This window comes from Rhabdochromatium marinum (assembly GCF_016583795.1).
GTDB classification, from domain to species: Bacteria; Pseudomonadota; Gammaproteobacteria; order Chromatiales; family Chromatiaceae; genus Rhabdochromatium; species Rhabdochromatium marinum.
Map to the genome: position 1 here is coordinate 1 of NZ_NRRS01000079.1, position 15,926 is coordinate 15,926.

The window sequence follows — 15,926 nt, forward strand, 5'->3', positions numbered from 1 at the left end:
CTGTACCATAACCCGATCAATGAGCTCCCCGAGACCCAGCTCGTCGTACATTCCCGCTACCAATCCCAGGTGTTCGAGCGCTTGGCTGCTGTAATGCTGTGGACTGGCCTTTGAGCCAGTTTCGATGTGCATGGCTAGCCTGCTTCCCTCTGAATGTTTGCGATAAACGCAAGGATAGATGAGTTGAGAGAAAACCTGTTGGTGGCGTGAGCGGGTGCGGAATGTCGGTTAGACTCAAAGCTCATGGCCTTAGCCTCTGATCAACTTGCTACCGGTCTATACGAGCGCTTGCTCGATGAGGAATTGCACCAGCTGATGGGTGTTCATTCAGAGTTGAAGGCGGAGTGATCGACCGATTCGCATGGTCTGGGAGCTGGCCCATGCCAGCACTGTTGCTCGAAGAGGCACGCCCAGCGTAACGCCTATCACCCTGCCCATCAGGCAGCCCCACGTCTCAAACGTCAGGCCGCTTTCTGAATTGCGATCAGCGTCATGTCATCGCGGCGCTCTTCGTGGCCGCGATAGTCAGCGAGGGCCTGTTCAAGATCGCGCATCCAGTCTTGTAAGCCCGGTTGGCGGCTGTGCTTGAGTCGTTCCAGGAAGCGGCGGCGACCAAGCAGGCGGCGGGGGTCGCCGCCCATCTGGTCGGTGACGCCATCGCTGAGCAGCAGGCACAGCTCACCGGGGGCGATCTCGAATTGGTGGCGTTCGATGTGGCTCGGGGGCGGCAGGCTGGCGTAGCCGAGGTGCGCCCGTGCATCGCGATGGATCTGCACTTGGTCATCTTCGCTGAGTCGGATCAGGGCGATACCGGCGCTGGCGAAGCAGGCTTGGCGACAGTCGGGAGTCAGAGACAGTACGGCGGCTTCCAGACCATCGTCGGCTTCGCTGGCGCGATGGTTCTGGCGCAAGCGTCTGCGCACCAGATCATCGAGCGCGAACAGAATCTCCACCGGGTCGCGCAGCTTCCACTCGTGCAGGATGCGCTCCAGCGCTGAGGCGACCACCAGGGTCATCAGAGCACCGGGAACACCGTGCCCGGTGCAGTCAACCAGCACGATGAAGGAGCGATCCTCCAGGGTTTCGAGCCAATACCAGTCGCCCCCCACAGCTTGCAGCGGTTCCCAGTGCACGGCGATGTCAGCTCCGTGCAGATGAATATCGTGCGGGGCTGGCAACATGGCATTTTGGATGCGCCGTGCATAGTTGAGGCTGGCGAGCAACAGGTCATTGGCATCCGCCAGCCGCGCATGGGTATGGTCGAGTTGGCCAAACGCGTGCTCAAGCGCAGTTTTTTGCCGATCCAGATCCTGCATGGCGCTGTGCAGCGCCTTAGTGCGCTCTTGCACCCGGACCTCGAGTTGCCCGGTCAGCGCGCGCAGTGCCTGTTCGGCCGCATCGCGTTCCTCCAGACCATGCTGAAAGGCTTGTAGCAGTGCGGTCATGCGCTGATTCAGCCCGCCCAGCTCGTCGTGGCGATGTCCGCGCAGCCGGGGGGGTGTCCAGCGTCCCGGCGCCTTGGGGTTGACCTCAGTAATGGCATCGGACAGCCGCAGGATCGGGCGGGTGATCATCCAGTAAAACACGGTGACCACCAAGGCGGAAACCAGCAGGATTTGCACCATGGTCAGGAGCAAATTGGTCTGGGCGCGCGCAATGAAGCGGCTAGCCAGCACCTCGGGTGAGAGCTCCAGGCTGAGGGTGCCAACGGTGGCCGGCGGGGCTCCGCTGGGCAGGGGTTCCTCTTGCACATCATGCAGAACCAGATGGTAGTGCGTGACATCGGCAAAGGAAGGCGCCAGGGCCTGTGCCAACATGGCAGGCGCGGTGCCGATTGCAGCGCCAGGTATGGTGTTGGGCGCGGATTGAAACTCAGCGAGCACTTGTCCAAAGTTGTCGCGCAACTCGGCGGCAGACAGCGCCGGCAGCGCCTGGAGTCCATTAACCAGTTGGCGTGACAGTTCGGGGTGCATCTGAAACGCCGCCTCAGCCGCTGATCCGCGCACCAGCGCGAGCGTGCGGTCGATTTCGGCCTGGAGATCGGTGCGCATACCGCGCCATTGCAGATAGAGCTGGGCGACTCCGGCGGCAAAACTCAGCACAGAGACCACCAGCAGGGTAATGGCGGCCTGCTTGAAAGTCAGCCCGCGCCAGAAAGTGCCGCGCTTAGGGGGCATCGGCACCGGTGGTGATCCTGGCCGTGTCAGGGGTCGTCACGCCCCAGCGCGCCTTGATGGCCCGAACCTGCGCGCTGGAACGCGCCAGCCAGTCATCGAATGCGTGCAGCAGCGGCGCCTGCTTCAGGGTGGAAAGATGATAGTGGTTGTACGTATGAGGCAGCTGGGGATCGAACACCAGAGCCTCGGGCTGCTCCAGGCGGTGTTGAAGCTGGTAGACGGCGACCTGAATGTTGGCATAGGCGGCATCGACGTGCCCGGCGATGGTCTGGCGCAGCATGGCGTCGAGATCCAGACTTTCGCGCAAGTTGACCTGACGCTGGTCAAGCGCCGCTTGCCAGGCCCAGGGGGTAAAACCGATCACAGTGGCCAGAGTCTTAATCGCTGCCGGCCCCGCATCCACGCGCTCCGGGCGTACCAGGGTGCCATCGGTAAAGGCCAGCAGGGGCTGGCTGTAGTGAATCTCAATGCCTTGGCGCCGCGCGCGTTGCCAATCGGGATGATCCGGCAGCTTGAAGTCGAGCTGTCCCTGAAGAAAGCTGCTCAGCAGGCGTGAGACCGGCAGCGGGCGATAGTCGAAGCGGATGCCCTGCTCGGCGGCGAAGGCATCAAGCAACTCGGGCAGGATGCCCCGGGCGCCCTCGGCGTCAAACGCCTGCACGGGAAGATAGTCGATGCGCTCAACCCCGACACTGTAGGTCGGAACGGTCGTCGGTGGTTGCGCCGGTTGCGCCATTGCTGGCGCGAGGCTCAGCAGGCCGGTCAGCAGGAACAGGCAACTAGAGCGAATCACTTGGACTCGCAAGGCGTGGTGGTGGTGGTGTTTGGCTCATCCGTGACGCAGTTTTGGGAGTCAAGGACAACTTGGTTGCGGCCGGCGTCCTTGGCCCGATACAGACTGCGATCGGCGCGCGCAATGGCGTGGTTCAGCGGCTCGTCATCAATGTGGGTGGCAACGCCGATGCTGAGCGTGATCCGAATGAGGCCGCGCGAGCTGTGCAGTGGGGAGTCCTCCAAGCGCTGGCGCAGGCGCTCAGCGGCTTGCAGACCCTCGCGGCTACCGGTCTCCGGCAACAGAGCCAGAAATTCCTCGCCACCCAGGCGTCCGGCGATGTCACCCTCGCGTAATTCAGCACGGAACAGCTGTGCAAAATGCCGCAGCACATTGTCACCCAAGGCATGGCCGTAGCAATCATTGACAGCTTTGAAATGATCGAGATCGCACAGCATCAGGGTCAGCGGCCGTTGGCTACGTCGATGGCGGCGGATTTCATGCTCGCCGAGTTCCAGAATATGCCGCCGATTGCTGATACCGGTCAGTTCGTCGGTAGTCGCCATACGGCGCAATTCGGTTTCCAGGGCCTTGCGATGGTGAATTTCTTCGTGCAGTTGCGCATTCAGCTTCTGGAGTTGTTGCGTCTGCTCAGACAGCTGCTGATTGGCGCGGTGCAGATCCAGCTGGAGTCGATCACTGATGCGCAGCAGGCGCTGTGATTCGCGGTAGCTTTGGTTGTAGGCGTCGCGCAGCACCTTGAAGCCATTCAGCAAACCATCGGGCATCTGATCAGTGTTGCTGACCAGGGACTCGGCCAGGTCCAGCACTTTCTCTTCAAAGGCGAAGAGCGTGCAGCTGCTATCGCGTTGCGCGCTGGATTGGATCATGGGCCTGGCATCCTAATCAGTGGGGAGGGGGATCATCTCAAAAGCGCTGTGCTGGAAATCTGCGGCAAAGTCTTCGCCAAACTCCTGCATGGCATCATCTTCAGGATCGTAATACCAGCGCACCCTGGCGGTAATCCCGCGCGCGGCAGCACGTTCAAGCAGCTGAAACATGTTCATCAGCGCCTTGGCACTGCTGCTGTTGAAGTAGGTCATGCGCAGCTCCAGCTCAACACTGGCCTCGGTGAGGCTGTCAAGATAGTCCGCCATCGCCTGGAGCGGAGGGCCAAAAAAAGCTGCCGCATCCTCGGGGTAGGACTCGCCGGCCAGTGACAACCGATGATGTGCGAAATCGAACCGGAGTTCGGGGGAGCGTTTGGTGGCTTCGCGGTGGATGGATTGCATGCGGTTTGGACGCTGATTCGATTAGATATAGGCTTTGAGGCAGAAAAACATCTGCTGCTCGCCGACTGGGACGAAATCAAACTCAATCGGCCGACTCGAACGCCGGGCGATTTCAATCAGCCCCACATTGCCACCGATGGCATCGGATTCGACCGGCTCGCGGAGTTTTTCCCTGTACAGGCTCTTGAGTTCGTCCGGGTTCAGCTTGGCGATGGTCGTCAGGCGCTGATCGAGCGCGGCGGCTTCTTGTTCGCGCACCACATTGCCGCAGATAACGAAGAAGCCATTCGCCTCGCGACCCACTGAAATCATACCTGAACTAAGCGCGACCGAGGCATGCGGCTCATCGCTGACGCGCTCCGAAGAGTAGCGCAGGATGTTTTGCACCTGTTCGACGAACACCGAGAACACCCGCCGGGTGATCTTGGCGTCGGTATCCTCAAGGGACATTTTCTGCTTAAGCATCTCGCCGAGGGAATACAGAATGCCTTCGGACAGAAAGCCAACGAAGGAGAAAATCAAACCGCGATTTCCGGTAAGTTGCTGGAACTCGAAATAGTCTCGGGCGAGTGGCATGGGCTGAGTTCCTCGGATGCGTGGCCGTCGGTTCAGGATTTGGCCAGATAGCGTGGCACTTCAATATCCACATCAGTCGGCGTAATTCCGAGGTCGAGCAAACCATTGTTTCCGGTGCAGACGCTGTCAATTTGCAGCGAGCGGTAATTGTCCATTGAGAAGGGCTTGCCCGGCAGGCGCTCAAAGAGCCGCGCCTGGCGTTGCGCGGCCTTGTCACTGAGGTCGATGATGTGCAGCTTGCGCCCGCGCAGCTTGGCGCTGTAGGTGACGATGTCGCGCAGGGTCATGACGCGCGGACCACACAAATCATAAACGGCACCAAGGCTGTTGGGATCATCCAGGGCGCGCACCATGGCCTCGGCGACATCGCCAACCCACACCGGCGCGAAGCGGGCATTGGGGCAGGCCAGCGGAAAAAATCCTGGTGCCAGATCAATCAGACCGGCAAAGCGATTGAACAGGCTGTCATGGCGCCCGAAAATCACTGAGGGTCGCACAATGGTGGCCTGCGGCTGCGCGGCGACCAGCGCCTCGCCAGCGCCCTTCGATTGCAGGTAGGCCGAGGTTGTCGGTGTCACCTGTTCGGGCGCAGTGGCCTGCAGCGCGCTCATGTGCAGCAGGCGCGGGACTTCGGCCGCCTGCGCGGCCTGCAGGAAGCGCTCGACCAGTTCGACATGAACCTGGGTGAAGCTGGAGCGGCGGCTTTCGTTCAGAATCCCCACCAGATTGACCACCAGATCGCAGCCGGTAAACAGTTCCGTGAGGGTGTCGCTGTCCAAGGTGCTGACCGGGCGCACGACCACGCCGGGATAGAGTTTCAAATCGCGGTGCCGATGAACCCGCCGCGTGGGCAGATGACATGCATAGCCGCGCGCCAGCAGGCGCTGAGTCAATTCGCGACCGACAAAGCCGGTGCCGCCAAGAATGCAAGCCTTGAGGGATGTTTTCATGGGTGTGGTGCGGTGAACTTTGCTGAATAAGTGATTGTCATGCGGGTGGTGCTGGTACCCGCTGTTATGCCACCTATTATGCCGCCGATCGCGGTTGGCCGAAACTCAGGGCTCCAGCCAGAGGCGGCGATACAAAAACAGCGACCCGGCGGCATCGCGCAAGGCCAAGCGTCCCTGATGCAGCGCGAACTCATAGGGGCGGGCGCTGTGCGTGACGGGATTGTAGAGCGCAATGCGATCCCCGCGCTGCTGAATGAAGCCGTCGATATACCCGGGGTCATGTGCCGCAGTGGGCTGATAGAGACGAAAGCGATAGCCTTTGACGATCAGCAGGCCGCCGTCACGTCCCTCCCAAATACCGCTCAGCTTGGTCGGTTGCCAGCGTTCCATGGCACGACTGATGGGGTCCATCAGGGGCTTCAGCGGCTGCGCGGCCTCCGGCAAACTGAATTCCCAAATCGGATTGCCAAAGTGACCCCACCAGTCGTGCCCACCCGGCATGGGCATGCTCTCCGGCATGGGCATGGGCATGGCATCCGGCAGCGGCGAATTGGCAGCATCTGCCGGTGTCGCCGGCGCGTCCGACCCGGACAGGCCGAAGGCATCCATCATGCGTGTCATGGCTTCCGCCATGACCTCACCGGCGCGCGATTCTTCAGCCCAGGCGGGCTGAGCGGACCACAGGATCAGCATCAGGTTCAAAGTCAGGCACAGCCGCTGGATCACAAAGCCCCTTCCCTAATCAGCGCGAATGATAGACGCAGCTTAACAGATCAGTCGCCGCGCACCGGTGGCAGCAGCTCGCTCAGCTTGGGCAGCGGCTGGCCAAGCCGATGGGCATACAGCAGGCGATAGGCCAGCACCCGGGCAACATAGGAACGGGTTTCCCGATACGGGATGGTGGCAATCCAGACATCCGCCGGCATGGGCTCCTGCGGCAGCCAGCGCTGCACGGCGGTGGGGCCGGCATTGTAGGCGGCGGTGGCGACCGCGCTCTGGGCGTCGAATCTCTGATACAACTGGGCCAGATAAGCGCTGCCCAGGCGAATGTTGAGCGCCGGATCGGTGAGATCTAGCGAGTTGGGGCTGGGCAGCTTGAGCCGTTGCGCCACTTGGCGTGCAGTACCCGGCAGCAGTTGCATCAAGCCAACGGCATTGGCCGAGGAGGCGACTGTGGGGTTAAAGATGCTTTCCTGGCGGATGATGGCCAGCAGCCAGGCCTGGGGCAGCCCGGTGCGCTGCGCAGCCTCGCGGGTAAGATCGGTGTAGAGCAGCGGGAAGCGCAGCGCGAGATCGTCCCAGTAGCCGCTGCGGGCCAGGGTGAAAATCGCCTGCACCGGAAAATCGAGTGCTTGTGCCAGCGCGGCAGCTTCCTGCAGCGCGGTGCTCCGGGTGGTGCCCTGATGGGTGCGTTCGAGCAGCCGCCGGTATTCGCGCCACTCGCGTTTGATTTCGGTGGCGCGGCCGAGGGCCTTGAGCTCTTGCAGCCGTGCTGCCCGCGCGGAGTCGAGCAGGGTCTGGAGGCGTTGCGCGTCAATGGCCACCGGCTGATGCGCAATTTTGGGCGCCACGCCGAGGTGCTCGGCAGCGAGAAATCCCCACAGGCTGCGATCCGAGGCGGCGCGGCGATAGGCCGCCTGAGCCGCAGCGCTGGCGTCAGCTGTGGCCGGAGCGCCCTCTTCCAGGGCACGTCCGAGCCAGTAGTGCCATTGCGCACGCTTGCGTTCTGACGCCGGCAGAGCTTGAATCCAGCGTGGCAGCTGCTCCCAAGCGCCGAGCTTCAGCCCGACGCGCAAGCGCTGCTGATAGAGACTCAGCGGGCCGGCATCGGCGGGAAGTTGATCGAGTTGAGCCAGGGCACGCGCCTGCTCGCCCTGCTCAGCCAGGGCCAGACCGGCGGCGGCATGCACCCGCCCGGCCGGCTTGGTGGGTAGCTGGTCAAAGCGACTGTTCAACTGCTCCAGCGCCTGATCCGGCGCGTGCCGGGCAAAATCAGCCAGGGCGGCGGCAATGACATCCGCATGTTGTGACTGCGCCGTCTGCCCCGTCTGTGGTGGGGACGGAAAGCTGTGCTTGGCCTGGGCCGCCGCCAAGCGGAAGCGCAACCAGGGCTGAGCGGCGGCCGGCAGATAATGACCCTGATGGCGCGCGACCGCTGTGGCACCGCGCGCCAGTGCCAGCTCAATGCGTTGCCAAACAATGGCCGGTTCGAGTTGCCCAGCTTGCGACCAGGCGGCGAACAGCGGATCGCAAACAGCGGGCAGCGACCGGCCGATCAGGTACAGCGCCTCCAGACCGGCAAAAGCGGCCTGAGTTTGCTTGGTGTGCAACAGGCCGCGCCGATACAGGCATTCGCGCGTCTCTGAACCATTGTCAACATAGAGGCGCACATATTCAGCCCGGCGTTGCTCGCGGGCGAGCCGACCGAGCCACAGGCGACGCAGGCGTTCGCCCGGAGCCGTGCCAGCATGCGCCTTGATCAAGGCTTCGACTGGCTCCGCCTGGGCCTGCTCCAGATCGCGCAGCACCGCCGCGATGGCCAGATCGGGCGCGAGCGGATAGTCGTTTAGGCTGGCGCTTAAGCGACGAAATTGCTCCAGATCGCCCCGGTTGAGCGCCCATTCCGCGTACTGAAACTGCTGGCGCGCGCTCGGAGTGTCGGCTGCAGCCTCGGTTTCAGCCGCGCACGCTGTCAGCGGCATCAGTGCCGTCATGAGCACACTCAGAACTACCGTCAGTGCCAGGCTGCGCATGATCATTGCCGGGTGCCACGTAACTGGGAGCCAGCTTGGACATCGAGCGTGAAGGCAGGGTGCGCGGCGGTGGTGTGCACAAAAAGCAGTGTCGGACATTGGCATGGTACAGCGATCTGGGTGAATGGACATGCGGGAATGCGCGAACAGATTGGGTGGCTAGTGGCAAGACGGATTTGGATCATGGCCTGCTGGGGCCCATGTTGCACTGGTCAGATCAATTTTTGGAGTCCCCCATTGCCCATGTCCCCACTGCCCCTGCAAGCAACGCCTGCTCTGGAACCCCTAACGGCGCTGGTCCGTGAGGTGGCGCAAGCTGTGATTCTGCCGCCCTTTGGTCGTGCCCAGGCGCATGCGAAAGACGATGGCAGCCTGATTACCGAGGTGGACCTCGCCGTGCAGCAGCGGCTCATCACGGCACTCGCCGAGCTGACGCCGGGGATTCCGGTGCTGGGTGAGGAAATGACACCGGATGAGCAACGTCAGCTGTTGGAGACCGCCGATTTCTGGGCGCTGGATCCTCTGGATGGGACAGGCAATTACGCCAGTGGTTTCCCGTTCTTCGCGGTATCGCTGGCGCTGTGGCGCGCCGGCCAGGTGGAGCTGGGCGTGATTTACGACCCGGTGCGCGACGAGTGCTTCAGCGCCCGCTGCGGACAGGGGGCCTGGCTCAATGGCGCGCCGCTACGCGGCCAAAGCGGCTGCGAGCAACTGGCGGATGCCATGGCGTTGATAGATTTTAAACGCATTCCCCCGCAGCGGGTGCCCGCCTTGCTGCGCAAGGGGGCCTTTCGCTCGCAACGCAATCTCGGCTCAGTCGCGCTCGACTGGTGCTGGCTGGCTGCCGGACGCGCGCAGGTCTATCTGCACGGCGGGCAGCGCTTATGGGACTACGCCGCCGGACAACTGATCGCGGCGGAAGCCGGCGTGGTACGGCGGCTGTTGCAGCCCGGCCGGATTGAGTCGGGTGAGACCCCGACGCTGGAACCCCGACTGGCGCTGGCAGCCGTCAACCAGGCGCTCTTTGAGCAGTGGTGGCAGCATGTCGAGCTGCCGTGGCACGACTGAGTACATCCAATCTTTGGCAACACTTTTGCAACATCTTGGCAACAGCGGGCAGGTGCCCGACTGCACAGGAGGAGGCTCTTATGACGGAAACCCTGACCGAACAGGATATGGAACTGAGCAGCGGCATTGCCGCCTTTGAGAGCAAACAGTTCTCGCGTGCCGTGGGTCTGCTCGCACCCCTGGCCGAGGCCGGGCATCCGGAAGCGCAGTACCGCATGGCCATCATGGCGCAAAACGGACTGGGCATGATGCCCAATCCCTTGCAAGCCTTCAGCTACATGAAAGCCGCCGCCAAGGCCGGACTGGGCGTGGCGCAGCATGGCCTGGGCTTCATGTATATGGAAGGCGAATGCACGGACCAGAACACCGAACGCGCGGTGACCTGGTTCACCAAGGCCGCCGAACAGGGGCTGGCCGGCTCCCAGACCACCCTGGCGATGCTCTACGAGGAAGGCCGTGGCGTGGAGAAAAACCCGGAGGAAGCGCGCAAATGGTATCGACTGGCGGGGTTTGACGAAAAATAGCCACGCGAGGCCTTCTGGTCAGGGCCTGATCAGGACTGGGTGCGTCGGCGCTCGACCGCCTCGGCGAGTTCGTGCAGCATCGGCAGGGTCTGCTCCCAGGAGACGCAGCCATCGGTGATGCTCTGGCCATAGACCAGGTCATCGGCAATCGCCAACTCCTGCCGGCCGCCGACCAGATGACTTTCAATCATGGTGCCGATAATGCGCGTCTCCCCCCGACCAATCTGGCGTGCCACGTCATTGCACACCAGCACCTGATTCTCCGGCTTCTTGCGGCTGTTGGCATGACTGAAATCGATCATGATCTTGGGTGCCAGGCCGGATTCAATAATGGCATCGGCGGTAATTTTGACGCTTTCGGTGTCGTAGTTGGGCCGGCTGCCACCGCGTAGAATGATGTGCGTGTCTTCATTGCCGGCAGTGCTGAAAATCGCCGAATGTCCCTCTTTGGTGACGGACATGAACACATGGGGGCGGGCGGCGGCATGAATGGCATCAATGGCCACTTTCACGCTGCCATCGGTGGCGTTCTTAAAGCCCACCGGACAGGACAGCCCCGAGGCCAGCTCGCGGTGCCCCTGGCTCTCGGTGGTGCGCGCGCCGATGGCACCCCAGCTGACCAGATCGGCGATGTATTGCGGACTGATCAGGTCGAGAAATTCGGTGCCGCCGGGAATGCCGAGCCGGTTGAGATCCACCAACAGCTTGCGCGCCAGCCCCAGGCCATTGTTGATGGCAAAGCTATTGTCCAGATCCGGGTCATTGATCAGCCCCTTCCAGCCTACGGTGGTACGGGGCTTCTCGAAATACACCCGCATAACCACCAGCAGTTGAGCGGCCAGTTCCTGGCGCACGGCCAGCAGGCGCTCGCCGTATTCCAGCGCTGCCTGGGGATCGTGCACCGAACAGGGGCCGGTCACCACCAGCAGGCGATCATCCTCGCCGTGGAGAATGCGTTGAATATCTTTTCGTGTTTGATAAACGGTTTCTGCCACCTCATCTGTAATCGGAAACTGCCGGTGCAGATCCTTGGGGGCAATCACCTCGGTGATGGCGCGAATGCGCAGATCGTCGGTTGCGTGAGTCATGGTCGAACGTCAGGAACAGCGAAAATCCGTTAGTATAGCGAAATTTGGCTGGATGCCCTCTGTCCGGTCTTCAAACAATGGGAGAACTATGACAGCATCCGGGAATTCCAATAACCGCGCGGGTGCGCCGGTGTTGCAGCGCGACATCTACGCGGCCCCGCCGCGCCTGCGCGACGCCGAGGGCGCGGATGTTACCGTCAGCACCGATCTGCGCAAGCCAAAGGTGTATCTAACGGCGCCAGCGACGGTTGAGTATGTCGATTTGCAGCGCTTCATGGGGCGCTGGTTTGAAATAGCCCGGCTGCCGTATTTTACTGAAAGACGTTGTGTGTCAAACGTGGTGGCAGATTACCGGCTTGGCGAGGATGGCATGGTGCATGTCATCAATCGCTGCCTGCACAAGGGCGGTCGCGTCGGTCAGGCCAAGGGCTTGGCGCGTGTGCTCGATCACGGGCGCAACGCGCGCTTGCAGATCAGCTTTCGCATGCTCTACGGCGTGCACGTGTTTTGGGACGATTACTGGATCATCGGTCTGGGCGCCGACTATGACTATGCGCTCATCGGCCAGCCCACCAAAACCCGCGCCTGGGTGCTGGCACGCGACCCAGGCGCCAGCGATGCCAGCCTCAAACGCTGGCTGCAAGAGTTTGCCGACAAGGGCTTTCCGGCGCAGAATTTTTTGCGCACCCGCCAGGATGCCGAGCGCGCGCATTTAGTCGCTCAGTGACTGCTCAATCTGTTGGACTCCAGCCACGGCGGTGCGCAGAATCCCGGCCGGATCCGGCTCCGGCTCCAGCGACGAAACAGCGGCTTGGGTTTGGGTGGCCGCTGGCGGCTCCGGCTTTGCGCACAGCGTCCGGCACAGCCAGTCGCTGGGGGACTCGAAGGCGCAGTGATTGGCCTGCGGAAAGCGCGTCAGACTGAGGCGCGGCAACACCTGATAGACCGAATTGGCGTTGCCGTTGGCGTTGCAATTGGTCGGCGCACCGGCCAGTGCCACGACCGGCAACTCCAACCCCTTGGCGGCGGTAACTCCCAGCGCCTGGCTGTCAACCAGGTCGAGCGTCAGCACGCCAATCGCCTGCGGATCATTGCGTGCCGCCAGCAGAGCCGCGAGTCCACCAGCGGAAAAGCCGGCGTAGATGACCCGCTTAGCGCCCAGATGACGGGCCAGTGCAATCATATCCCGACTGTTGTTCACATGCCCGCCGCTGAACAGGGAATCATGACGGAAGTTCAGGGTGGCCACCGGATAGCCGGCTTGAGCCAGCGCCAGCGCCAGTCCCTGCATCGTGCGCTGATCGCGCAGAAAACCGTGTGCCAGGATAATCAGAGGCGGAGCATCCGGAGAGAACGGCGCAACGTGGTCAGATGATTGCCGGCCTGATGACTGGCCCGCCTGATAAAGCCGATAGTCCAGAGGTTTCCCAGACCCCAGCGCCAGCGCATGATCCTCGATCGCCATGCCCGTCACCGCCATGCCACCCCCCTCGGGCCCCTCGCTGCGGCTCAGCCAGGTACATCCGGCAGGTATCAGCAGCGCCAAGGTCAACAGGCTTATGATGGTCGCGATTGTTTTCATGCCAGTGACATAAGCCCGAAGTTGCGCCAGGTCAAGTTGGGCTTGGGAGGCCTGGCGGCGGCCTGAGTCCAAGCCCATAATCCCCGCCCTGGGAACGGATCTGCTCGGCAATGGCACGAACAGTCCATCGCATCGATCGTGAAGCAGTCTTTGCCCGCGCAGAGCCTGGCCCCTTTTTCCGTATCGCGCGTGGATTTTGGTGGTCGAATGGGCTGTAACGAGATTGATGTGATGCCATGCTTTGATGGTTGCTATAACACAGAAGCTGCGGCAAGTCTAATGATATTAATATTGCCGAATTATTTTTAATAAAAACATTAGCTTGCGATTGCTTGGCGATGAAAATTCATTTGTTTTTGATGGTTTGGCTGTATTCTTGCGTTAGAGTGCGTTACCATATTTCGCAATAGAGGCAGGCAATGGCGAGCCTTTTGTCGATATTGCCAGTATGCGTTTCTGGTTCGACGTCTTCGAATTCGAAAATTCTGTTATCGGTCCACGTATCGCATCGACTGTATGCGAACCGCGTGGCAGACCAAATCCGCAATATCGAGCGTCTTCCTGCTTGCCCCGTATGCTTAGACGAATGAATTCCTCATTCGTCATACATAGAAGGAGCAGTCATGACGGACTCTCAATCCGCCCATACCGAAGAACGTGATGTCACCAAACTAATCGGCGTAACATCCGCCAAGCTCGACGAGCTGGAAAAATACTACGATAGTTGGTCGGCCACCTACGAGAAGGATCTGACTTCCATGGGGTACAACGCCCCGCAGATTGCTGCGAAAGCCATCGAGAAGCACGGGGTCGATCCGTCCCTGCCGATTCTCGATGCCGGTTGCGGTGTCGGTTTGACCGGCCATCATCTCGGCGAGTTAGGCTTCAAATCCGTTATCGGTGTCGATTACTCCAGCAAGTCGCTGGAGCGCTCCGAGGAGCGCGGTTGCTATTCCGAACTCATCCGAGTGGATTTGAACAGGCCGCTGGATTTCCCGGACGATCATTTTGGCGCGGCCCAGTGCATCGGAACCCTCACCTACATCGAGAACATCGACGGGCTGATGCATGAGTTCCATCGCGTCGTCAAGCCGGGCGGGATCGTGCAGCTGAGCCACCGCGTCGACCTCTACGACGACGACTACCAAAAGGCGCTGGCGAGTCTGACCGAAAAAAATCTCTGGGCGCATGTCCATCATTCGGACCCGCATCCCTATATCCCCGGTCACGAGGACTTCGGCGACGACCAGGCGATCATCTTCGACATCTTCCGGATTCATTGATCCGAACGGGGTTCTTCCCCGGCACCATCCGGGCTGCGTCTCGGATGGTGCGCCATCAGCGTTTCCCCCCAAGTTTCCCCTTCATGCCGAGCGGCGCATCGGCGCCCATTTCGACGGCTGCATCGACGATCTGTCCGAGGAGCAATTGCTCGCGTATTTCTCCGCCTTGCTCGACAGCCACTCCTGGAGTGCCGTCAAGCTCGATCTGTACGGGCTGAAGTTCTTCTACGCCCATGTGCTGCACAAACCTTGGACGTCGCAGGATCTGGTCAAGCCGCCACGCGGGCAACGTCTGCCGGACATCGTGACGGTCGCGGAGACCCAGCGTCTGATTCAGGCGACCCAGACGCTGAGCTACCGGGTCTTCTTTTTCACCCTCTACAGCCTGGGGCTGCGTCTCGGCGAGGGGTTGCGCCTGACGGTAGCCGATCTCGATGCCACGCGCCGTCGGGTCCATCTCCGCAATGCCAAGGGCAACCGGGATCGGTTGGTGCCGTTGCCGGAGACGACGCTGGTGCTGCTGCGTCGCTTCTGGCGGGAGCATCGCAACCCGGTGCTGCTGTTTCCCAATCGCCATGGCGGACTCAAGGGTGCCGCCGCAGCGTCGACGTCGCTCGATCGGGGTGGCGTGCAGGTCGCCCTGCGCCAGGTGGAAAAGGTCCTGGGTGTGAGAGTCCCGTCGGACTGGCTTAGGCCCTGGCTTTCTTGGCTTGAGCGCACGCTTGAGGCGTTGCTCCAGATCCTCGACAAAGGCATCGGGACCGAGCGGCCGACCGGTACTGGCATGGGTGTGCAGTAGGTCGCCAATGTCTGAGGCATCAGGCTCGCCGATGAACCGAGCCCAATCAGCTATCAGATCCAGAAGCGGGCGCACGCTCACGAGCTCATCGTCCGCACCGCCTAGATGGGCTTTGGCGCTGGACCAAGGCCAACCCTCCGGCTTGACAGAGAGCCGCGCACGGACGGGGTTGCGCTCGACATACCGGGAAGCAGCCAGTAGATGCCGTTCGTCCATCACGAACGAATGAAAGCGCTCCTGCCAAAGATGCCCGCGCCAGCCCTCTCGGAAATTGATCCGACGAGTGTATTGGCGATGCGCCTCGCCAAGCGCGTCCCGCAACCCAAACTCATCGGCTGGCACCAAGATGAGGTGCACATGATTCGGCATAAAGCAGTAGGCCAGGGTCTGCGTGCCACAAGATCGGCAGGATGCCGACAGCAAACGCCTATACTCGACATAGTCCTCATCGCAAAAGAACGTCCGCTGTCGTCGATTACCGCGCTGGGTCACATGATGCGGAAGCCCAGGGACAACCACTCTTGGGAGTCTTGCCATCGGTTGGTCGATCCTTCACCAAAGAAGCCTTGTTCCGTCTTCTAACCCATCTCCCCGCTCTCGTCTAGGGAATTCGGTAAACTGTCCCCGGAACTCCAAAACAAGCAGGATGAGTCTTTTCATGGCAAGGCTCTTAAATTTCACAATGCGAATAATCACTCGGAACGTAAAACCTACCCAACCCGTTCCGGGTAGCGAATTACGTAAACTGTCCCCGGAACTGCCGTCCCCGGAACTGCCAGCTGAGGGCTCTGGGGACACGGATACGCACCGCGATCTGGACAGGCATGAGGTCCAAGAGCTACTGGCACCTGTCCCGCTCGCTGGGCACGCAAACCGGGATAACCAATGACTGGCTGAAAGGCCAGGGCTTGATCAGCATTCGCGATCAATGGATGGGGTGCGGCCTTTGAATAATGTGATCACCCGAAACAGGCGGCACCGAATTGATCAATTCGCTGCCAAAATTGTTGCCAGCGCCCGGTCGTTTGGCTCAGCGCCCGCAGGCTGAGTACAATCCCGGCG

Annotated in this window: 16 protein-coding genes and 1 pseudogene; 5 read left to right on the top strand and 12 right to left on the bottom strand. The window is 61.4% G+C overall.

The annotated features are described in order from the left end of the window. The 9 genes from CKO36_RS20520 to CKO36_RS16065 form a co-directional block, all read right to left on the bottom strand. The coding region (locus CKO36_RS20520) for a DUF4277 domain-containing protein (protein WP_200284134.1) at positions 1 to 132 on the bottom strand (132 nt) is incomplete at its 3' end. A gap of 329 nt (positions 133 to 461) precedes the next feature. Next, a complete protein-coding gene (locus CKO36_RS16030; RefSeq protein WP_200285609.1) occupies positions 462 to 2,177 on the bottom strand; it encodes a PP2C family protein-serine/threonine phosphatase in 1,716 nt (571 codons plus the stop codon). Continuing rightward, on the bottom strand, positions 2,167 to 2,970 hold the full coding sequence (locus CKO36_RS16035) for a transporter substrate-binding domain-containing protein (protein WP_200285611.1): 804 nt from the start codon (positions 2,968 to 2,970) through the stop codon (positions 2,167 to 2,169). Before CKO36_RS16035 ends, CKO36_RS16030 begins: the two co-directional genes overlap by 11 nt. Next, a complete protein-coding gene (locus CKO36_RS16040) occupies positions 2,967 to 3,839 on the bottom strand; it encodes a GGDEF domain-containing protein (protein WP_200285619.1) in 873 nt (290 codons plus the stop codon). The genes CKO36_RS16035 and CKO36_RS16040 overlap by 4 nt, the downstream gene beginning before the upstream one ends. A 12-nt stretch (positions 3,840 to 3,851) precedes the next feature. Beyond that, positions 3,852 to 4,241 (bottom strand): DUF1987 domain-containing protein, encoded by a 390-nt coding sequence (locus tag CKO36_RS16045; RefSeq protein WP_200285620.1) that lies wholly within the window; start codon positions 4,239 to 4,241, stop codon positions 3,852 to 3,854. 21 nt (positions 4,242 to 4,262) lie between these two features. Continuing rightward, the gene (locus CKO36_RS16050) at positions 4,263 to 4,817 is read right to left on the bottom strand and encodes a SiaB family protein kinase (RefSeq protein WP_200285622.1); all 555 of its coding nucleotides are present in this window, start codon (positions 4,815 to 4,817) and stop codon (positions 4,263 to 4,265) included. A 32-nt stretch (positions 4,818 to 4,849) separates the two neighbouring features. After that, positions 4,850 to 5,767 carry a complex I NDUFA9 subunit family protein gene (locus CKO36_RS16055; protein ID WP_200285624.1) on the bottom strand — a complete coding sequence of 306 codons (918 nt, stop codon included), beginning with the start codon at positions 5,765 to 5,767 and terminating at the stop codon, positions 4,850 to 4,852. A 105-nt stretch (positions 5,768 to 5,872) separates the two neighbouring features. Next, positions 5,873 to 6,493 (bottom strand): hypothetical protein, encoded by a 621-nt coding sequence (locus CKO36_RS16060; RefSeq protein WP_200285626.1) that lies wholly within the window; start codon positions 6,491 to 6,493, stop codon positions 5,873 to 5,875. Between the two features lie 47 nt (positions 6,494 to 6,540). Further along, positions 6,541 to 8,526 carry a lytic transglycosylase domain-containing protein gene (locus CKO36_RS16065; RefSeq protein ID WP_200285628.1) on the bottom strand — a complete coding sequence of 662 codons (1,986 nt, stop codon included), beginning with the start codon at positions 8,524 to 8,526 and terminating at the stop codon, positions 6,541 to 6,543. Positions 8,527 to 8,763: 237 nt separating this feature from the next. Between CKO36_RS16065 and CKO36_RS16070 the strand changes: the two genes are divergently transcribed. Both CKO36_RS16070 and CKO36_RS16075 read left to right on the top strand, forming a co-directional pair. Then, complete coding sequence (locus CKO36_RS16070) at positions 8,764 to 9,588, top strand: inositol monophosphatase family protein (RefSeq protein ID WP_200285630.1); 825 nt, start codon at positions 8,764 to 8,766, stop codon at positions 9,586 to 9,588. Between the two features lie 80 nt (positions 9,589 to 9,668). Further along, positions 9,669 to 10,112 (top strand): tetratricopeptide repeat protein, encoded by a 444-nt coding sequence (locus CKO36_RS16075; RefSeq protein WP_200285631.1) that lies wholly within the window; start codon positions 9,669 to 9,671, stop codon positions 10,110 to 10,112. A 29-nt stretch (positions 10,113 to 10,141) separates the two neighbouring features. On the opposite strand, the gene CKO36_RS16080 is transcribed toward CKO36_RS16075, so the two are convergent. Continuing rightward, positions 10,142 to 11,200 (bottom strand): 3-deoxy-7-phosphoheptulonate synthase, encoded by a 1,059-nt coding sequence (locus CKO36_RS16080; protein ID WP_200285633.1) that lies wholly within the window; start codon positions 11,198 to 11,200, stop codon positions 10,142 to 10,144. Positions 11,201 to 11,288: 88 nt separating this feature from the next. On the opposite strand from CKO36_RS16080, the gene CKO36_RS16085 reads away from it, so the two are divergent. Next, positions 11,289 to 11,927: a lipocalin family protein gene (locus CKO36_RS16085; protein ID WP_200285636.1), complete on the top strand. Its 639-nt coding sequence runs from the start codon at positions 11,289 to 11,291 to the stop codon at positions 11,925 to 11,927. On the opposite strand, the gene CKO36_RS16090 is transcribed toward CKO36_RS16085, so the two are convergent. Further along, complete coding sequence (locus CKO36_RS16090; RefSeq protein ID WP_200285637.1) at positions 11,913 to 12,782, bottom strand: alpha/beta fold hydrolase family protein; 870 nt, start codon at positions 12,780 to 12,782, stop codon at positions 11,913 to 11,915. The genes CKO36_RS16085 and CKO36_RS16090 overlap by 15 nt on opposite strands. Positions 12,783 to 13,405: 623 nt before the next feature. Between CKO36_RS16090 and CKO36_RS16095 the strand changes: the two genes are divergently transcribed. Both CKO36_RS16095 and CKO36_RS16100 read left to right on the top strand, forming a co-directional pair. Next, positions 13,406 to 14,065, top strand: a complete 660-nt coding sequence (locus CKO36_RS16095; RefSeq protein WP_200285639.1) for a class I SAM-dependent DNA methyltransferase — start codon at positions 13,406 to 13,408, stop codon at positions 14,063 to 14,065. 145 nt (positions 14,066 to 14,210) lie between these two features. Further along, positions 14,211 to 14,864: a tyrosine-type recombinase/integrase gene (locus CKO36_RS16100; RefSeq protein WP_242469670.1), complete on the top strand. Its 654-nt coding sequence runs from the start codon at positions 14,211 to 14,213 to the stop codon at positions 14,862 to 14,864. 180 nt (positions 14,865 to 15,044) lie between these two features. Here the strand turns inward: CKO36_RS16100 and CKO36_RS19910 are convergent. Then, positions 15,045 to 15,401: pseudogene (locus CKO36_RS19910) on the bottom strand (transposase); the annotation flags it as partial. Positions 15,402 to 15,926: the final 525 nt, after the last annotated feature.

Excerpts from the sequence above, each read along its gene's own strand:
- CKO36_RS16030 (WP_200285609.1), bottom strand. The coding sequence starts at position 2,177 with ATGCCCCCTAAGCGCGGCACTTTCTGGCGCGGGCTGACTTTCAAGCAG.
- CKO36_RS16040 (WP_200285619.1), bottom strand. The coding sequence starts at position 3,839 with ATGATCCAATCCAGCGCGCAACGCGATAGCAGCTGCACGCTCTTCGCC.
- CKO36_RS16045 (WP_200285620.1), bottom strand. The coding sequence starts at position 4,241 with ATGCAATCCATCCACCGCGAAGCCACCAAACGCTCCCCCGAACTCCGG.
- CKO36_RS16050 (WP_200285622.1), bottom strand. The coding sequence starts at position 4,817 with ATGCCACTCGCCCGAGACTATTTCGAGTTCCAGCAACTTACCGGAAAT.
- CKO36_RS16055 (WP_200285624.1), bottom strand. The coding sequence starts at position 5,767 with ATGAAAACATCCCTCAAGGCTTGCATTCTTGGCGGCACCGGCTTTGTC.
- CKO36_RS16065 (WP_200285628.1), bottom strand. The coding sequence starts at position 8,526 with ATGATCATGCGCAGCCTGGCACTGACGGTAGTTCTGAGTGTGCTCATG.
- CKO36_RS16070 (WP_200285630.1), top strand. The coding sequence starts at position 8,764 with ATGTCCCCACTGCCCCTGCAAGCAACGCCTGCTCTGGAACCCCTAACG.
- CKO36_RS16075 (WP_200285631.1), top strand. The coding sequence starts at position 9,669 with ATGACGGAAACCCTGACCGAACAGGATATGGAACTGAGCAGCGGCATT.
- CKO36_RS16080 (WP_200285633.1), bottom strand. The coding sequence starts at position 11,200 with ATGACTCACGCAACCGACGATCTGCGCATTCGCGCCATCACCGAGGTG.
- CKO36_RS16085 (WP_200285636.1), top strand. The coding sequence starts at position 11,289 with ATGACAGCATCCGGGAATTCCAATAACCGCGCGGGTGCGCCGGTGTTG.
- CKO36_RS16090 (WP_200285637.1), bottom strand. The coding sequence starts at position 12,782 with ATGAAAACAATCGCGACCATCATAAGCCTGTTGACCTTGGCGCTGCTG.
- CKO36_RS16095 (WP_200285639.1), top strand. The coding sequence starts at position 13,406 with ATGACGGACTCTCAATCCGCCCATACCGAAGAACGTGATGTCACCAAA.